The 15,497-nt window shown below is 64.3% G+C and carries 13 protein-coding genes; all 13 read left to right on the forward strand.

The genetic code is table 11. The annotated features are described in order from the left end of the window. Window positions 1-12: 12 nt before the first annotated feature. Window positions 13-1,149 (forward strand): NADH-quinone oxidoreductase subunit E, encoded by a 1,137-nt coding sequence (locus ShzoTeo12_RS04240; protein ID WP_318911378.1) that lies wholly within the window; start codon window positions 13-15, stop codon window positions 1,147-1,149. Window positions 1,150-1,160: 11 nt separating this feature from the next. Continuing rightward, a complete protein-coding gene (gene nuoF, locus ShzoTeo12_RS04245; protein ID WP_119258707.1) occupies window positions 1,161-2,465 on the forward strand; it encodes an NADH-quinone oxidoreductase subunit NuoF in 1,305 nt (434 codons plus the stop codon). Between the two features lie 4 nt (window positions 2,466-2,469). Further along, window positions 2,470-3,114 carry an NADH:ubiquinone oxidoreductase gene (locus tag ShzoTeo12_RS04250; RefSeq protein ID WP_318911379.1) on the forward strand — a complete coding sequence of 215 codons (645 nt, stop codon included), beginning with the start codon at window positions 2,470-2,472 and terminating at the stop codon, window positions 3,112-3,114. Window positions 3,115-3,233: 119 nt separating this feature from the next. Next, window positions 3,234-5,312, forward strand: coding sequence for an NADH-quinone oxidoreductase subunit NuoG (gene nuoG / locus ShzoTeo12_RS04255; RefSeq protein WP_119258706.1), 2,079 nt, complete (start codon window positions 3,234-3,236; stop codon window positions 5,310-5,312). Between the two features lie 20 nt (window positions 5,313-5,332). Then, the gene (gene nuoH, locus ShzoTeo12_RS04260) at window positions 5,333-6,379 is read left to right on the forward strand and encodes an NADH-quinone oxidoreductase subunit NuoH (RefSeq protein WP_119258705.1); all 1,047 of its coding nucleotides are present in this window, start codon (window positions 5,333-5,335) and stop codon (window positions 6,377-6,379) included. A 34-nt stretch (window positions 6,380-6,413) separates the two neighbouring features. After that, window positions 6,414-6,905, forward strand: coding sequence for an NADH-quinone oxidoreductase subunit NuoI (nuoI, locus tag ShzoTeo12_RS04265; protein ID WP_119258704.1), 492 nt, complete (start codon window positions 6,414-6,416; stop codon window positions 6,903-6,905). 102 nt (window positions 6,906-7,007) lie between these two features. Continuing rightward, window positions 7,008-7,622 carry an NADH-quinone oxidoreductase subunit J gene (locus ShzoTeo12_RS04270; protein WP_119258703.1) on the forward strand — a complete coding sequence of 205 codons (615 nt, stop codon included), beginning with the start codon at window positions 7,008-7,010 and terminating at the stop codon, window positions 7,620-7,622. 25 nt (window positions 7,623-7,647) lie between these two features. Next, window positions 7,648-7,956: an NADH-quinone oxidoreductase subunit NuoK gene (gene nuoK, locus ShzoTeo12_RS04275; RefSeq protein ID WP_119258702.1), complete on the forward strand. Its 309-nt coding sequence runs from the start codon at window positions 7,648-7,650 to the stop codon at window positions 7,954-7,956. Between the two features lie 7 nt (window positions 7,957-7,963). Then, a complete protein-coding gene (nuoL, locus tag ShzoTeo12_RS04280; RefSeq protein ID WP_119258701.1) occupies window positions 7,964-9,961 on the forward strand; it encodes an NADH-quinone oxidoreductase subunit L in 1,998 nt (665 codons plus the stop codon). Beyond that, window positions 9,961-11,475 (forward strand): NADH-quinone oxidoreductase subunit M, encoded by a 1,515-nt coding sequence (locus tag ShzoTeo12_RS04285; protein WP_119258700.1) that lies wholly within the window; start codon window positions 9,961-9,963, stop codon window positions 11,473-11,475. Before nuoL ends, ShzoTeo12_RS04285 begins: the two co-directional genes overlap by 1 nt. Window positions 11,476-11,491: 16 nt before the next feature. Then, complete coding sequence (nuoN, locus tag ShzoTeo12_RS04290) at window positions 11,492-12,934, forward strand: NADH-quinone oxidoreductase subunit NuoN (RefSeq protein WP_119258699.1); 1,443 nt, start codon at window positions 11,492-11,494, stop codon at window positions 12,932-12,934. Then, window positions 12,931-13,698 carry a biotin--[acetyl-CoA-carboxylase] ligase gene (locus ShzoTeo12_RS04295; protein WP_318911380.1) on the forward strand — a complete coding sequence of 256 codons (768 nt, stop codon included), beginning with the start codon at window positions 12,931-12,933 and terminating at the stop codon, window positions 13,696-13,698. Before nuoN ends, ShzoTeo12_RS04295 begins: the two co-directional genes overlap by 4 nt. 15 nt (window positions 13,699-13,713) lie before the next feature. Next, window positions 13,714-15,381: a ribonuclease J gene (locus ShzoTeo12_RS04300; RefSeq protein ID WP_119258697.1), complete on the forward strand. Its 1,668-nt coding sequence runs from the start codon at window positions 13,714-13,716 to the stop codon at window positions 15,379-15,381. The last annotated feature ends 116 nt before the right edge of the window (window positions 15,382-15,497 follow it).

Consider the following 15,497-nt stretch of genomic DNA (forward strand, 5'->3'; position numbering starts at 1 on the left):
AGGCGTTACAGAATGTCCGTTCGTCGACTAGCCGATGACAATGTCCAGCCCGCCAGCTTCGCCTTCTCCAAGGAGAATGCGGCCTGGGCCAAGGCCACGATCAACAAGTATCCGAAGGGCCGTCAGCAGTCAGCGGTCATTCCGCTGCTGATGCGGGCGCAGGAGCAGGACGGCTGGGTCACCAAGGCGGCCATCGAATATGTCGCCGACATGCTTGACATGGCCTATATCCGCGTGCTCGAGGTCGCGACCTTCTACACCCAGTTCCAGCTGCTGCCGGTCGGCACGCGCGCCCATGTCCAGGTCTGCGGCACGACGCCCTGCATGCTGCGCGGCGCGGAAGACCTGATCAACGTCTGCAAGAAGCGCATCCACGCCGAGCCCTTCCATCTCAACGAGAGCGGCACGCTTTCCTGGGAAGAGGTCGAGTGTCAGGGCGCTTGCGTGAATGCGCCCATGATCATGATCTTCAAGGACAGCTATGAAGACCTGACGCCGACGCAGCTCGAGCACATCATCGACCGTTTCGACGCCGGCAAGGGCGCCGACGTCACGCCGGGCACGCAGATCGACCGCATCTATTCCGCGCCGGCCGGTGGCCTCACCAGCCTGAACGAACCGGAAGCGGCCGCGAAGAAGACCACGACGCGCGCCAAGAAGGCCGACGAGGACAGCGTCAGCGTTCCCCCGTCGAACGCCGCCCGCGCCAAGACGGATGCGGACGAGACCGATCCGAAGCTGAAGACGCCGGCAACCGCCAAGGCGGAAGCTGCCGCCAACACCAAGGCGAAGGGCGACACGCGCGCCGAAGGTGGCGATGCCGCCGCCAAGCAGCCGATCGCGGCCGCTGTCGGCAAGCCTTCGCTGGAAGACAAGAACCGCCCGGCCGGCATCGAACGCCCGGCAACGCTCGATGACCTCAAGCTCATCTCCGGTGTCGGCCCGAAGATCGAGGGCACGCTGCACGAGCTCGGCATCTTCACCTTCGCGCAAGTCGCGTCCTGGAAGAAGGCGGAGCGCGAGTGGGTCGATCTTTATCTGAATTTCAAGGGCCGCATCGAGCGCGACGACTGGGTCAAGCAGGCCAAGGCGCTCGCCAAGGGCGGTGAAGCGGAATACATCCGCGTCTTCGGCAAGAAGCCGCGGTAAAGGGGTGAAAAATGCTTAAAGACCAGGATCGCATCTTCACCAATATCTACGGCACCAAGGACAAGTCGCTGAAGGGCGCCATGGCCCGCGGCCATTGGGACGGCACCAAGCAGCTGCTCGAAAAGGGCCGTGACTGGATCATCAACGAGGTCAAGGCCTCGGGCCTGCGCGGCCGCGGCGGCGCAGGCTTCCCGACCGGCCTCAAGTGGTCCTTCATGCCGAAGGAATCCGACGGTCGTCCGCACTACCTCGTCGTCAATGCCGACGAATCCGAGCCCGGCACCTGCAAGGACCGCGATATCCTGCGCCACGATCCGCACACGCTGATCGAGGGCTGCGTCGTCGCCTCCTTCGCCATGGGCGCGCATGCGGCCTATATCTACGTGCGCGGCGAGTTCATCCGCGAGCGTGAAGCGCTCCAGGCGGCCATCGACGAGTGCTACGATGCGGGCCTGCTCGGCAAGAACAACAAGCTCGGCTACGATATCGACATCTACGTTCACCACGGCGCCGGCGCTTATATCTGCGGTGAAGAGACCGCGCTGCTCGAAAGCCTCGAAGGCAAGAAGGGCCAGCCGCGCCTGAAGCCGCCGTTCCCGGCGAATATGGGCCTCTACGGCTGCCCGACGACCGTCAACAACGTCGAGTCCATCGCCGTCACGCCGACGATCCTGCGCCGCGGCGCAAGCTGGTTCTCCAGCTTCGGCCGCCCGAACAATGTCGGCACCAAGCTGTTCATGATGTCCGGCCACGTCAACAAGCCGTGCACGGTCGAGGAGAGCATGGGCATCTCCTTCCGCGAAATGGTCGAGAAGCATGGCGGCGGCATCCGCGGCGGCTGGGACAATCTTCTCGCCGTCATCCCCGGCGGCGCATCGTGCCCGGTCGTCAAGGCCGAGGACATGATGAACGTCACGCTCGACTTCGACGGTCTGCGCGAGGTGAAGTCCTCCTTCGGCACCGGCGGCATGATCATCATGGATCGCTCGACCGACATCATCAAGGCGATCTGGCGCATCTCGGCCTTCTTCAAGCACGAGAGCTGCGGCCAGTGCACGCCCTGCCGCGAAGGCACGGGCTGGATGATGCGCGTCATGGAGCGCATGGTGCGCGGCAATGCGCAGAAGCGCGAGATCGACATGCTCTTCGACGTGACGAAGCAGATCGAAGGCCACACGATCTGCGCGCTCGGCGACGCCGCGGCCTGGCCGATCCAGGGCCTCATCCGCAACTTCCGCCCCGAAATCGAGGCGCGCATCGACCAATACACCGCCAATGCCATGGCGCATGGCGCGGTGCTGGAAGCAGCGGAGTAGGACGATGACGAAGCCGGTTGGACAGGATGCGAATGCGACCCATGTCCCGCCGGCTGAAGCTGCCGGCGACGATCCGTTCGGGCTGTCGCCGTGGCTGAAGCAGATGCCGGACATGCCGCTGCATCCGCTGATGGCGCATCCGATGGCGGCGATGGCCGCCACGACCGCGATCGGCTTCGGCATTGCGGGCCAGATGGCCGGGGCGATGCTGGGCGTGATGCAGAGCACGGCGGAGCGGACGAAGGCGATGCTGGATGAGGCGGCGGAACTTACCGCCAAGGCCGAAGCCGCGAAAGAGACGGCGGCGCCCGTGAAGGCGAAGCCGGAACTGCGGATGGTTCCGAAGGCGGAACCGGAGATGAAGGTGGCGCGCGAGAAGAGCGCGACGCCGAGGACGGTGGAAGCCAAACCGGCGCGCAGGGCGCCGGCGGCCAAAGCCGGGAAGGCCGATGACCTGAAGGCGATTTCGGGCATCGGGCCGAAGCTGGAGCAGGTGCTGAACGGCATGGGGCTCAAGCGCTACGCCGACATTGCGGCCCTGACGGACGCGGATGTCGCAAGGATCGAAGCCGAACTCGGTCTCGGCGGGCGCATCGCCCGCGACGGCTGGGTGGAGCAGGCAAGGACGCTGGCGAAGGGCAGGGGCTAGGCCCGCCGGAACCGGCAGATGGAACAAAGGCCGAAGGGAAGGGCGAACGCCCGGAACGGAAGCCGGAGAATGGCGCTGGCAGGACGCGGGATTCCCCGCGTCAGAAGCGGGATTGAGATATGGCAAAGCTGATAGTCGACGGAAAAGAAATTGAAGTCCCGGATCACTTCACGCTGCTTCAGGCGTGCGAGGAGGCGGGTGCCGAAGTTCCGCGCTTCTGTTTCCACGAGCGGCTGTCGGTTGCCGGCAACTGCCGCATGTGCCTCGTCGAGGTGAAGGGCGGCCCGCCGAAGCCGGCTGCTTCCTGCGCCATGGGCGTGCGCGACCTGCGTCCCGGCCCGAACGGCGAGCCGCCGGAAGTCTTCACGACCACACCGATGGTCAAGAAGGCGCGCGAAGGCGTGATGGAATTCCTGCTCATCAACCACCCGCTGGATTGCCCGATCTGCGACCAGGGCGGCGAATGCGACCTGCAGGACCAGGCGATGGCCTTCGGCATCGACAGTTCGCGCTATGCCGAGAACAAGCGCGCGGTCGAGGACAAGTATATCGGCCCGCTCGTCAAGACGGTCATGAACCGCTGCATCCACTGCACGCGCTGCGTCCGCTTCACGACGGAAGTCGCCGGCATCACCGAGCTCGGCCTGATCGGCCGTGGCGAGGATGCCGAGATCACCACCTATCTCGAGCAGGCGATGACGTCGGAGCTTCAGGGCAACGTGGTCGACCTTTGCCCGGTCGGCGCGCTGACCTCCAAGCCCTTCGCTTTCACGGCCCGCCCGTGGGAACTGAACAAGACGGAATCCATCGACGTCATGGACGCGGTCGGTTCGGCCATCCGCGTCGATACGCGCGGCCGCGAAGTCATGCGCATCCTGCCGCGCGTCAATGAAGAGATCAACGAGGAGTGGATCTCCGACAAGACCCGCTACATCTGGGATGGCCTGAAGACCCAGCGTCTCGACCGGCCCTATGTCCGCAAGGATGGCCGCCTCCAGCCCGCAAGCTGGGCGGAAGCGTTCGGCGCCGTCAAGGCCGCCGTTGCCGGCAAGGCGGGCGACCGCATCGGCGCCATCGCCGGCGACCTCGCCTCCGTCGAGGAAATCTATGCGCTGCGCGAACTGATGACCGCGCTCGGCTCGAAGAACGTCGACTGCCGCCAGGACGGTTCGGTGCTCGATCCGTCGCTCGGCCGGGCCAGCTACCTCTTCAACCCGACTATCGAAGGCATCGAGCAGGCTGACGCGCTGCTCATCGTCGGCTCCAACCCGCGCCTGGAAGCGGCCGTGCTCAACGCCCGCATCCGCAAGCGCTGGCGCATGGACAACTTCCCGATCGGCGTGATCGGCGAAGAGGGCGAACTGCGCTACGGCTACGAATATCTCGGCGCCGGCACGGACACGCTCTCCGGCCTCATCGACGGTTCGGTCAAGTTCGCCGCCAAGCTCAAGAAGGCCGAGCGCCCGATGATCATCGTCGGCCAGGGCGCGCTGTCGCGCGCCGATGGCCTTGCCGTTCTCTCGGCGGTCTCTGCGCTCGCGGAAAAGGTCGGTGCGGTGAAGGCGGACTGGAACGGCCTCGCCGTCCTCCATACGGCGGCCTCGCGCGTCGGCGGCCTCGACCTCGGCTTCGTGCCGGGCGAGGGCGGCAAGACGGCAGCCGACATGCTGACGGGCACCGACGTGCTCTTCCTGCTCGGCGCCGACGAGATGGACTTCTCCCGCAAGACCGCCTTCACGGTCTATATCGGCTCGCACGGCGACAACGCGGCGCATGTCGCCGACGTCATCCTGCCGGGCGCGACCTACACCGAGAAGTCGGGCACCTGGGTCAACACCGAAGGCCGCGTCCAGATGGGCAACCGCGCCGGCTTTGCGCCGGGCGATGCCCGCGAGGACTGGGCGATCCTGCGCGCGCTTTCCGACGTGCTCGGCAAGAAGCTGCCCTTCGATTCGCTCGCCGAGCTGCGCGCGAAGCTCTATGCGGCGCATCCGCATTTCGCCGCGATCGACGAGATTGCAGCCGGCGATATCGCCGATCTCTCCGCCCTTGCGAAAAAAGGCGGGACGATGGCGAATTCCGGGTTTGCGTCTCCGGTCAAAGACTTCTATTTGACGAACCCGATAGCGCGCGCCTCCGCGGTCATGGCCGAATGCTCGGCTCTGGCCCGCAACAATTTCAAAGTCGCGGCGGAATGAGCGCGAAGGGATAAAGCATTATGGACGCTTTCATTTCGACCTATGTCTGGCCTGGCGTGATCATCGTGGCCCAGTCGCTGCTGCTTCTGGTGCTGCTCCTGGTCTCCATCGCCTTCATCCTGCTGGCCGACCGCAAGATCTGGGCTGCCGTGCAGCTTCGCCGCGGTCCGAACGTCGTCGGACCCTTCGGCCTGCTGCAGTCCTTCGCCGACCTTCTGAAGTTCGTCTTCAAGGAGCCGGTGATTCCGGCCAGCGCCAACAAGGCGATCTTCCTGCTCGCCCCGCTCGTCTCCGTGACGCTGGCGCTCGCCACCTGGGCGGTCGTGCCGGTCAATGACGGCTGGATGATCGCCAACATCAATGTCGGCATCCTCTACATCTTCGCGATTTCCTCGCTCGAAGTGTACGGCATCATCATGGGCGGTTGGGCTTCGAACTCGAAGTACCCGTTCCTCGGCGCGCTGCGCTCGGCCGCGCAGATGGTGTCCTACGAAGTCTCCATCGGCTTCGTTATCGTCACCGTCCTGCTCTGCGTCGGCTCGCTGAACCTGTCCGACATCGTCAATGCCCAGCATGACGGCCTCGGCACGCGCCTCGGCCTGCCGCCGTCCTTCCTCGACTGGCACTGGCTGGCGCTGTTCCCGATGTTCGTGGTGTTCTTCATCTCGGCGCTCGCCGAGACGAACCGCCCGCCCTTCGACCTTCCCGAAGCCGAATCCGAACTCGTCGCCGGCTTCATGGTCGAATACGGCTCGACCCCGTATATGATGTTCATGCTCGGCGAATATGCCGCCATCTGCCTGATGTGCGCCCTGACGACGATCCTCTTCCTCGGCGGCTGGCTGCCCCCGGTGGACGTCTGGTTCCTCAACTGGGTCCCGGGCATCGTCTGGTTCGTCCTGAAGGCGCTCTTCGTCTTCTTCATGTTCGCGATGGTGAAGGCCTTCGTGCCGCGCTACCGCTACGACCAGCTCATGCGTCTCGGCTGGAAGGTCTTCCTTCCGATCTCGCTCGCCATGGTCGTCATCGTTGCATTCGTGCTGAAACTCACGGGCTGGTCCGCATGACCGCCCGGGATTTCAGCAGCATTGGAGCTTAAGCATGGCTAGTCTTTCGCAAGCCGTAAATTCGCTGTTCCTCAAGGAATTCGTCGGCGCGTTCTTCCTGTCGATGCGCTACTTCTTCCGCGCCAAGGCGACGGTGAACTATCCGTTCGAGAAGGGCCCGGTCTCCCCGCGCTTCCGCGGCGAGCACGCGCTGCGCCGCTATCCGAACGGCGAGGAACGCTGCATCGCCTGCAAGCTGTGCGAGGCCATCTGTCCTGCCCAGGCCATCACCATCGAGGCGGGTCCCCGCCGCAACGACGGCACGCGCCGCACGGTGCGCTACGACATCGACATGGTGAAGTGCATCTATTGCGGCTTCTGCCAGGAAGCCTGCCCGGTCGACGCCATCGTCGAAGGTCCGAATTTCGAATTCTCGACCGAGACGCGCGAGGAGCTCTACTACGACAAGCAGAAGCTCCTCGATAATGGCGACCGCTGGGAGCGGGAGATCGCCCGCAACATCGCTATGGACTCGCCTTACCGCTGATACGCAGCGGAAAGGCAAAACGAAAGCACGTGCCTGACGAAGGGTCGTCAGGCTTCGACGGGGGGGGGGAACCTTCTCCGGGGAAGACGAAAAGGCACCAAAATGGGTCTTCAGGCTCTATTCTTCTATCTGTTCGCCTTCGTGGCGGTGGCGTCCGCCTTCATGGTGATCGCGTCCAGGAACCCGGTCTATTCCGTGCTGTTCCTGATCCTCACCTTCTTCAATTCGGCGGGCCTGTTCCTTCTGACGGGTGCCGAGTTCCTGGCGATGATCCTCCTGGTCGTCTATGTCGGCGCCGTCGCGGTCCTCTTCCTCTTTGTCGTGATGATGCTCGACATCGACTTTGCCGAGCTGCGTGCGGGCGCGCTCGAATATGCCCCGGTCGGTGCGCTGATCGGCATCGTCCTGGCGATCGAGCTGCTGGTGGTCGCCGGCGGCTGGGTCCTGTCGCCGGAGCTTGCCAAGACCGTCTCGATGCCGATCCCGCCGATCGCCGAGCGTACTAACACCGCCGCCCTCGGCGACGTGCTCTATACGCATTACGTCTACTACTTCCAGATCGCCGGCCTCGTGCTGCTGGTCGCGATGATCGGCGCGATCGTGCTGACGCTGCGCCACAAGCCGCACATCAAGCGCCAGAACATCTCGCAGCAGGTCGCCCGTTCGCCGGAAACCGCCGTCGAGGTGGTCAAGGTGAAGCCGGGGCAGGGTATCTGAGGCCGCGCGGACAAGGAAAAGCATCATGGAAATCGGTATTTCCCACTATCTCACCGTCAGCGCCATCCTCTTCATCCTCGGCGTTTTCGGCATCTTCCTGAACCGGAAGAACGTCATCGTCATCCTGATGTCGATCGAGCTCATCCTGCTTTCGGTCAACATCAACATGGTGGCGTTCTCGCACTTCCTGAACGACATCGTCGGCCAGGTCTTCGCGCTGTTCATTCTGACCGTCGCGGCTGCGGAAGCGGCCATCGGTCTTGCAATTCTCGTCGTCTTCTACCGTAACCGCGGTTCGATCGCCGTCGAAGACGTCAATATGATGAAGGGCTGATCGGGTCATGGATACCATCATCAAGGCAATCGTCTTCCTTCCGCTGATCGGCTTCCTGATCGCCGGCCTCGGCGGCAACGCCATTGGCGCCAAGGCGTCCGAATACGTAACGTCCGGCTTCATGATCATTGCGGCCGTCCTGTCCTGGATCGTCTTCTTCGACGTCGCCATGGGCGAGACGGAGATGATCAAGGTGAGCGTGCTGACCTGGATCCAGTCCGGCAGCTTCGATGTCGAATGGGCCTTCCGCGTCGATACGCTGACGGCCGTCATGCTCGTGGTCGTGAACACGGTCTCGACGCTCGTGCACGTCTATTCCATCGGCTACATGCACCACGACCCGCACCGGCCGCGCTTCTTCGCCTATCTCTCGCTCTTCACCTTCGCCATGCTCATGCTGGTGACGTCGGATAACCTGCTGCAGATGTTCTTCGGCTGGGAAGGCGTGGGCCTGGCGTCCTACCTGCTCATCGGCTTCTGGTACAAGAAGCCCTCGGCAAGCGCCGCCGCCATGAAGGCCTTCATCGTCAACCGCGTCGGCGACTTCGGCTTCGCGCTCGGCATCTTCTCGGTCTTCGTGCTCTTCGGCTCTATCAACTTCGAGACGATCTTCGCGACCGCCGCGACCTACCTTCCGGCCGAAGGCGCCGCGGATGCCGCCGAGCCGGTCATCAACCTCTTCGGCATGAGCCTCGACAAGTCGCAGGCGCTGACCGCCACCTGCCTGCTGCTCTTCATGGGCGCGATGGGCAAGTCGGCGCAGTTCCTGCTGCACACCTGGCTGCCGGACGCCATGGAAGGCCCGACCCCGGTCTCGGCCCTCATCCATGCCGCCACCATGGTCACCGCCGGCGTCTTCCTCGTCGCCCGCATGTCGCCGATCTTCGAACTCTCGCACAACGCCCTGATGGTCGTGACGCTGATCGGCGCCATCACCGCCTTCTTCGCGGCGACCGTCGGCCTCGTGCAGAACGACATCAAGCGCGTCATCGCCTATTCGACCTGCTCGCAGCTCGGCTACATGTTCGTGGCGCTCGGCATCGGCGCCTATGGCGCGGCCGTCTTCCACCTCTTCACGCACGCCTTCTTCAAGGCTCTCCTGTTCCTCGGCGCCGGCTCGGTCATCCATGCCGTCGACGGCGAGCAGGACATGCGCTACATGGGTGGCCTGAGGAAGCACATCCCGATCACCTTCTGGATGATGACGATCGGCACGCTGGCGCTGACGGGCGTCGGCATTCCCGGCACCGTTATCGGCTTCGCGGGCTTCTTCTCGAAGGATGCGATCATCGAGAGCACCTTCGCCTCGCACAGCCCGATCGCCGGCTTCGCCTTCGTGCTGCTGGTCATCGCCGCGCTCTTCACGAGCTTCTACTCCTGGCGTCTGGCCTTCATGACCTTCTTCGGCAAGCCGCGCGCTTCCGCCGACGTCATGCACCACGTCCACGAGTCGCCGGCCGTCATGCTGGTTCCGCTCTTCATCCTCGGCGCGGGCGCGATCTTCGCCGGCTGGCTCTTCGTGGAATATTTCTACGGCCACCACTACGACGAGTTCTGGCAGGGCGCGCTCTTCACGGGTGCCGAAAACCACCTCGTGCACGAGTTCCACAACGTCCCGCTCTGGGTGAAGTGGAGCCCGTTCGCCGCCATGGCCATCGGCTTCGTCACCGCCTGGTACATGTACATCCGCTCGCCGGAAACTCCGAAGTACCTCGCCGAGCAGCACCGCGGTCTCTACCAGTTCCTGCTCAACAAGTGGTACTTCGACGAGCTCTACGACGCCATCTTCGTCCGTCCGGCGAAGGCGCTCGGCAAGTTCCTCTGGAAGAAGGGTGACGGCACCGTCATCGACGGCTTCGGCCCGAACGGCATCGCCGCCCGCGTCGTCGACGTCACCAACCGCGTCGTCCGCCTCCAGACCGGTTACCTCTATCACTACGCATTCGCGATGCTGCTCGGTATTGCGGCACTCGTCACCTGGATGATGCTCGGGAGTTCCCTCTGATGACCGATTGGCCCATTCTTTCAGCGGTCACCTTCCTCCCGCTCGTCGGCGTGGCGCTCCTGCTGCTGACCCGCGAGGACAGCCCGTACGGCCGCCGCAACATCCTGAACGTGGCGCTGCTGACGACGGTCTTCACCTTCGTCCTCTCGCTCTTCATCTGGGTCGGCTTCGATTATTCGAACCCCGGCTTCCAGATGGTCGAGAAGCATGAATGGCTCGGCACCGGCATTTCCTACCATCTCGGCATCGACGGCATCTCCATGCTGTTCGTCATCCTGTCGACCTTCCTGATGCCGTTCTGCGTGCTCGCAAGCTGGAACACCATCGAGAAGCGCCTGAAGGAGTACATGATCGCCTTCCTGCTTCTGGAAGTGTTCATGGTCGGCGTGTTCGTCTCGCTCGACATCGTCCTCTTCTACGTCTTCTTCGAGGCGGGCCTCATTCCGATGTTCATCATCATCGGCGTGTGGGGCGGCAAGGATCGCGTCTACGCATCCTACAAGTTCTTCCTCTATACGCTGCTCGGCTCGGTGCTGATGCTGCTCGCCATCATGGCGATGTACTGGCAGGCCGGCACGACGGACATCACGGAACTGCTCGCCTATAACTTCCCGGCCCATATGCAGACCTGGCTATGGCTCGCCTTCTTCGCCTCCTTCGCGGTGAAGATGCCGATGTGGCCGGTCCATACCTGGCTTCCCGACGCGCACGTGCAGGCGCCGACGGCGGGCTCGGTCATCCTGGCGGGCGTCCTCCTGAAGCTCGGCGGCTACGGCTTCATCCGCTTCTCGCTGGCCATGTTCCCGCTCGCCTCCGACTATTTCGCGCCCTTCGTCTTCGCACTGTCGGTCATCGCCATCATCTACACCTCGCTGGTCGCGATGATGCAGGACGACATCAAGAAGCTGATCGCCTATTCGTCGGTCGCCCACATGGGCTATGTCACCATGGGCATCTTCGCGGCAAACGCACAGGGGCTTCAGGGCGCCATCTTCCAGATGCTCTCGCACGGCATCGTCTCCGGCGCGCTCTTCCTGTGCGTCGGCGTCGTCTACGACCGGCTGCACACCCGCGAGATCTCCGCCTATGGCGGCCTCGTCAACAACATGCCGAAATACGCCGTCGCCTTCATGGTCTTCACCATGGCCAATGTCGGCCTGCCGGGCACCTCGGGCTTCGTCGGCGAAATCATGACCCTGCTCGGCGCCTTCCGCGCCAATACCTGGGTCGCGTTCTTCGCCACGACGGGCGTCATCCTCTCGGCCTCCTACGCGCTGTGGCTCTACCGCCGCGTGATCTTCGGCGCGCTCGAGAAGGAAAGCCTGAAGTCGCTGCTCGATCTCTCCGGTCGCGAGAAGCTGCTGCTTTACCCGCTCGTGATCCTGACGATCTTCTTCGGCGTCTATCCGGCTCCGGTGTTCAATGTGACGGCGGCCTCGGTCGACGCGCTTCTCAACCAATATTCCGCGGCTCTGCAGGCGGCGCAGCAATCTGTTGCGCTCCTGGCGAACTGACGACGGGACCCAAGACATGACTGCTGATACAATCCTTGCCAGCCTTCAGCTCTCGACGCCGGAGATCATCCTCGCCGTCGGCGGCCTGGTCCTGCTGATGATCGGTGTCTTCTCGGGCGAGCGGTCGGGAACGACCGTGACCGGGCTCGCCGTCGCGGTTCTCATCATCGCCGGCCTCTGGCTGGTGCTGGCGACGGGCGAGGGGCAGGCCTATGGCGGCGCCTTCGTCTCCGACGCCTTCGCCAAGTTCATGAAGGTGCTGGCGCTGATCGGCTCCATCACCGCCATGGTGATGACCGTCGGCCATGCCCGCTCCGAGCAGCTCGACCGCTTCGAGTTCCCGGTGCTGATCGTGCTCTCGACGCTCGGCATGCTGCTGATGCTCTCGGCCAACAGCCTGCTGTCGCTCTACCTCGCGCTCGAACTCCAGTCGCTCGCCCTCTACGTGGTCGCTGCGATCAACCGCGAGAGCCTGCGCTCGACGGAAGCCGGCCTGAAGTATTTCGTGCTCGGCGCGCTCTCCTCGGGCATGCTGCTCTACGGCATGTCGCTGGTCTACGGCTTCACCGGCCATATCGGCTTCCAGGAGATCGCCGCGGCCCTGACAGCGGAAGGCCGTTCGATCGGCCTCGTCTTCGGCCTCGTGTTCATCCTCGCCGGCCTTGCCTTCAAGATCTCGGCCGTGCCGTTCCACATGTGGACGCCGGACGTCTATGAAGGCGCGCCGACCCCGGTCACGGCCTTCTTCGCGGCCGCCCCGAAGGTCGCCGCCATGGGCATGCTGGTTCGCATCGTCATTGACGCCTTCGAGCCGGTCGTCGCCGACTGGCAGCAGGTCGTGGTCTTCATCTCGATCGCCTCGATGCTTCTCGGCTCGTTCGCCGCCATCGGCCAGCGCAACATCAAGCGCCTGATGGCCTATTCCTCGATCGGCCACATGGGCTACGCGCTCGTCGGCCTCGCCTCCGGCTCCATGGCCGGCGTGCGCGGCGTGGCGCTCTACATGCTCATCTACATGGTCATGACGCTCGGCACCTTCGCCTGCATCCTCGCCATGCGCCGCAAGGAAGGCGGCAATGTCGAGGAGATCAACGATCTGGCGGGCCTGTCCTCGACCAATCCGTTCATGGCGACGGCGATGACGATCATGATGTTCTCGCTGGCCGGCATTCCGCCGCTGGCAGGCTTCTTCGCCAAGTACTTCGTCTTCATGGCGGCCATCGAGGCGCAGCTCTATGCGCTGGCCATCATCGGCGTGCTCTCCTCGGTCGTCGGTGCCTACTATTACCTGCGCGTCATCAAGGTGATGTGGTTCGACGATCCGACCGGCGAATTCGCCCGCACCTCGGGCGAACTGAAGCTGGTCTTCGGCCTCGCCGGCCTCTTCGTGCTCGGCTATGTGCTGATCGGCGGGCCGATCGGCAATGCGGCCGAAGCTGCGGCGCGGACCTTCTTTTGAGCGGGTCCGATAGTCCTCGCCGGTTGTCGCTCGACGACTTCCGGCACGAGGCGCTCGCAGAAGTGGGCTCCACCAATACGGAATGCCTGGAGCGCGCCCGAAAGGGCGCGCTTTCCGGTCTCTGGATCACCGCCGGCCGGCAGACCGTCGGGCGTGGCAGGCGCGGGCGCGCCTGGTTTTCCGAGCCCGGCAATCTCTATGCCTCGCTGCTCTTGATCGATCCTGCCCCGATGGACCGCCTCGGCTCCCTGCCACTCGCCGTCGCCGTCGCCGTGCAGGATGCCGTTCGCCGCATCATGCCGCCCGGCGCGCCCGATGTGCTGGTCAAATGGCCGAATGACATCCTGATCGACCGGCGCAAGGTCTGCGGCATCCTCGTAGAGGGCGAGCCGCTGCCCGATGGCAGCCATGCCCTGGTGATCGGCATTGGCATCAATGTCGCCATCGCGCCGGATGCCGGGCTCTATCCGGTCGCGACGCTGCGCGATTTCGGTGCCTCCGCCGCGCCCGAGGAACTCTTCGCCTGGCTCTTCCAGTCCATGGCGGAAACGCTCTCGCTCTGGAATCGCGGGCGCGGCATCGCGGGCATCATGGAGCGCTGGAAACGGGTCGCCGGCGGCATCGGGGAAAACATAACCGTGAATCTCCCCGACCATTCTATTTCCGGGCGCTTTGCCGGAATTGATGATACAGGTCTCCTGAAACTGGAGACGGATGACGACGGCACGCGCCTGATCGCGGCCGGCGACGTATTTTTTGGATAGGATTTTTTGAACCCGATGGCAAAAGAAGACGAACTGGTGTTCCTGCCGCTTGGCGGCGTCGGCGAAATCGGCATGAACCTTGCGCTCTACGGCTACGGCCCGAAGACGAACCGCCAGTGGATCATGGTCGATTGCGGCGTCACCTTCCCGGGGCCGGACCTGCCGGGCGTCGACCTCGTTCTGCCCGATATCCGCTTCCTCGCCGAGGAGCGCAAGAACCTCAAGGGCATTATCATCACCCACGCCCACGAAGACCATTACGGCGCGCTGAACGAGCTGTGGCCGGGCCTCAACGTGCCGGTCTATGCCTCGCCCTTCACGGCCGGCATGCTGGAAGCCAAGCGCGACTTCGAGCGCAGCCGCGTCGAGATCCCGGTGACGATCTTCAAGCAGGGCGACAGGATCAATCTCGGCCCGTTCGAGATCGAGGCCATCGGCGTCAATCACTCGATCCCCGAGCCCATGTCGCTGGCGATCAAGACGCCGCTCGGCACCGTCGTCCACACGGGCGACTGGAAGATCGACCTCGAACCCTCGCTCGGCCCCCTGACGGACGAGGCGCGCTTCCGCAAGCTCGGTGACGAGGGCGTTCTGGCGCTGATCTGCGACAGCACCAACGCGGTGCGCGACGGCATCTCGCCCTCCGAGCGCGAGGTTTCCGAGAGCCTGACGAAGATCATCGAAAGCGCCGAGGGCAGGGTGGGCATCACCACCTTCTCCTCGAATGTCGGCCGCATCCGCTCCATCGCGCAGGCCGCGGAAGCCGCCGGCCGCGAGGTGCTGCTGCTCGGCAGTTCCATGAAGCGCGTGACGGAGGTGGCGCGCGACATCGGACTCATGGAGGGCCTGAAGCCCTTCATCGCGGAGGACGAGTTCGGCTATATCCCGCGCGACAAGGTCGTCGTGATCCTGACGGGCAGCCAGGGCGAGCCGCGCGCCGCGCTTGCCAAGATCGCCCGCGACGAGATGCGCAACGTCGCCTTCACCGCAGGCGACACGATCATCTTCTCCTCCCGCGCCATTCCCGGAAACGAGAAGGCGATCAACGACATCAAGAACGGCCTGATCGAGCAGGGCATCCACATCGTCACCGATTCCGAGGCGCTGGTGCACGTCTCCGGCCATCCGCGCCGCCATGAGCTGCAGCAGATGTACGGCTGGGTGCGCCCGAAGATGGTCGTGCCGGTGCATGGCGAGGCCGCGCATCTGACGGCCCATGCCGAGCTTGCCGAGCAGTCCGGCATCGCCGAGGTGCCGCGCGTGCGCAACGGCGATGTGCTGAAGCTCGCGCCTGGCGCGCCCGAGGTCGTGGACCACGCCCCCTTCGGCCGTATCTTCAAGGACGGCAACCTCATCGGCGATTACGAGGAGATGGGCATCGGCGACCGCCGCAAGCTCGCCTTCGTCGGCCACGTCGCCGTCAGCGTTTTGCTCGACAGCCGCTACGACTTCATGGGCGACCCGGAAGTCGAGCCCTTCGGTCTGCCGCAGTTCGACGACGAGGGCGAGGATATGGGCGACACGCTCTACGACGCCGTGCTCGGCGCCGTCGAAAGCATCCCCCGCGCCCGTCGCAAGGATCTGGAAATGGTGCGCGAGGCCGTGCGCCGCGCGGTCCGTTCGACGGCCAACGAAATCTGGGGCAAGAAGCCCGTCGTGACGGTGTTCCTGACGAAGGTCTGATTGCCGCGCAGCCCCTCATCCCGCTGCCGCGGCCTTCTCCCTGTAAACGGGGAGAAGGAGGGTGGGGCGAGGCGTTGCCCCGAACGACGTTGGGTAGACCTGCACGACATCTCCTT

This window comes from Shinella zoogloeoides, assembly GCF_033705735.1.
GTDB lineage: Bacteria > Pseudomonadota > Alphaproteobacteria > Rhizobiales > Rhizobiaceae > Shinella > Shinella zoogloeoides_A.

Excerpts from the sequence above, each read along its gene's own strand:
- ShzoTeo12_RS04270 (WP_119258703.1), top strand. The coding sequence starts at position 7,008 with ATGGGTCTTCAGGCTCTATTCTTCTATCTGTTCGCCTTCGTGGCGGTG.
- nuoL (WP_119258701.1), top strand. The coding sequence starts at position 7,964 with ATGGATACCATCATCAAGGCAATCGTCTTCCTTCCGCTGATCGGCTTC.
- nuoK (WP_119258702.1), top strand. The coding sequence starts at position 7,648 with ATGGAAATCGGTATTTCCCACTATCTCACCGTCAGCGCCATCCTCTTC.
- nuoF (WP_119258707.1), top strand. The coding sequence starts at position 1,161 with ATGCTTAAAGACCAGGATCGCATCTTCACCAATATCTACGGCACCAAG.
- nuoI (WP_119258704.1), top strand. The coding sequence starts at position 6,414 with ATGGCTAGTCTTTCGCAAGCCGTAAATTCGCTGTTCCTCAAGGAATTC.
- nuoN (WP_119258699.1), top strand. The coding sequence starts at position 11,492 with ATGACTGCTGATACAATCCTTGCCAGCCTTCAGCTCTCGACGCCGGAG.
- ShzoTeo12_RS04285 (WP_119258700.1), top strand. The coding sequence starts at position 9,961 with ATGACCGATTGGCCCATTCTTTCAGCGGTCACCTTCCTCCCGCTCGTC.
- ShzoTeo12_RS04240 (WP_318911378.1), top strand. The coding sequence starts at position 13 with ATGTCCGTTCGTCGACTAGCCGATGACAATGTCCAGCCCGCCAGCTTC.
- ShzoTeo12_RS04250 (WP_318911379.1), top strand. The coding sequence starts at position 2,470 with ATGACGAAGCCGGTTGGACAGGATGCGAATGCGACCCATGTCCCGCCG.
- nuoH (WP_119258705.1), top strand. The coding sequence starts at position 5,333 with ATGGACGCTTTCATTTCGACCTATGTCTGGCCTGGCGTGATCATCGTG.
- nuoG (WP_119258706.1), top strand. The coding sequence starts at position 3,234 with ATGGCAAAGCTGATAGTCGACGGAAAAGAAATTGAAGTCCCGGATCAC.
- ShzoTeo12_RS04300 (WP_119258697.1), top strand. The coding sequence starts at position 13,714 with ATGGCAAAAGAAGACGAACTGGTGTTCCTGCCGCTTGGCGGCGTCGGC.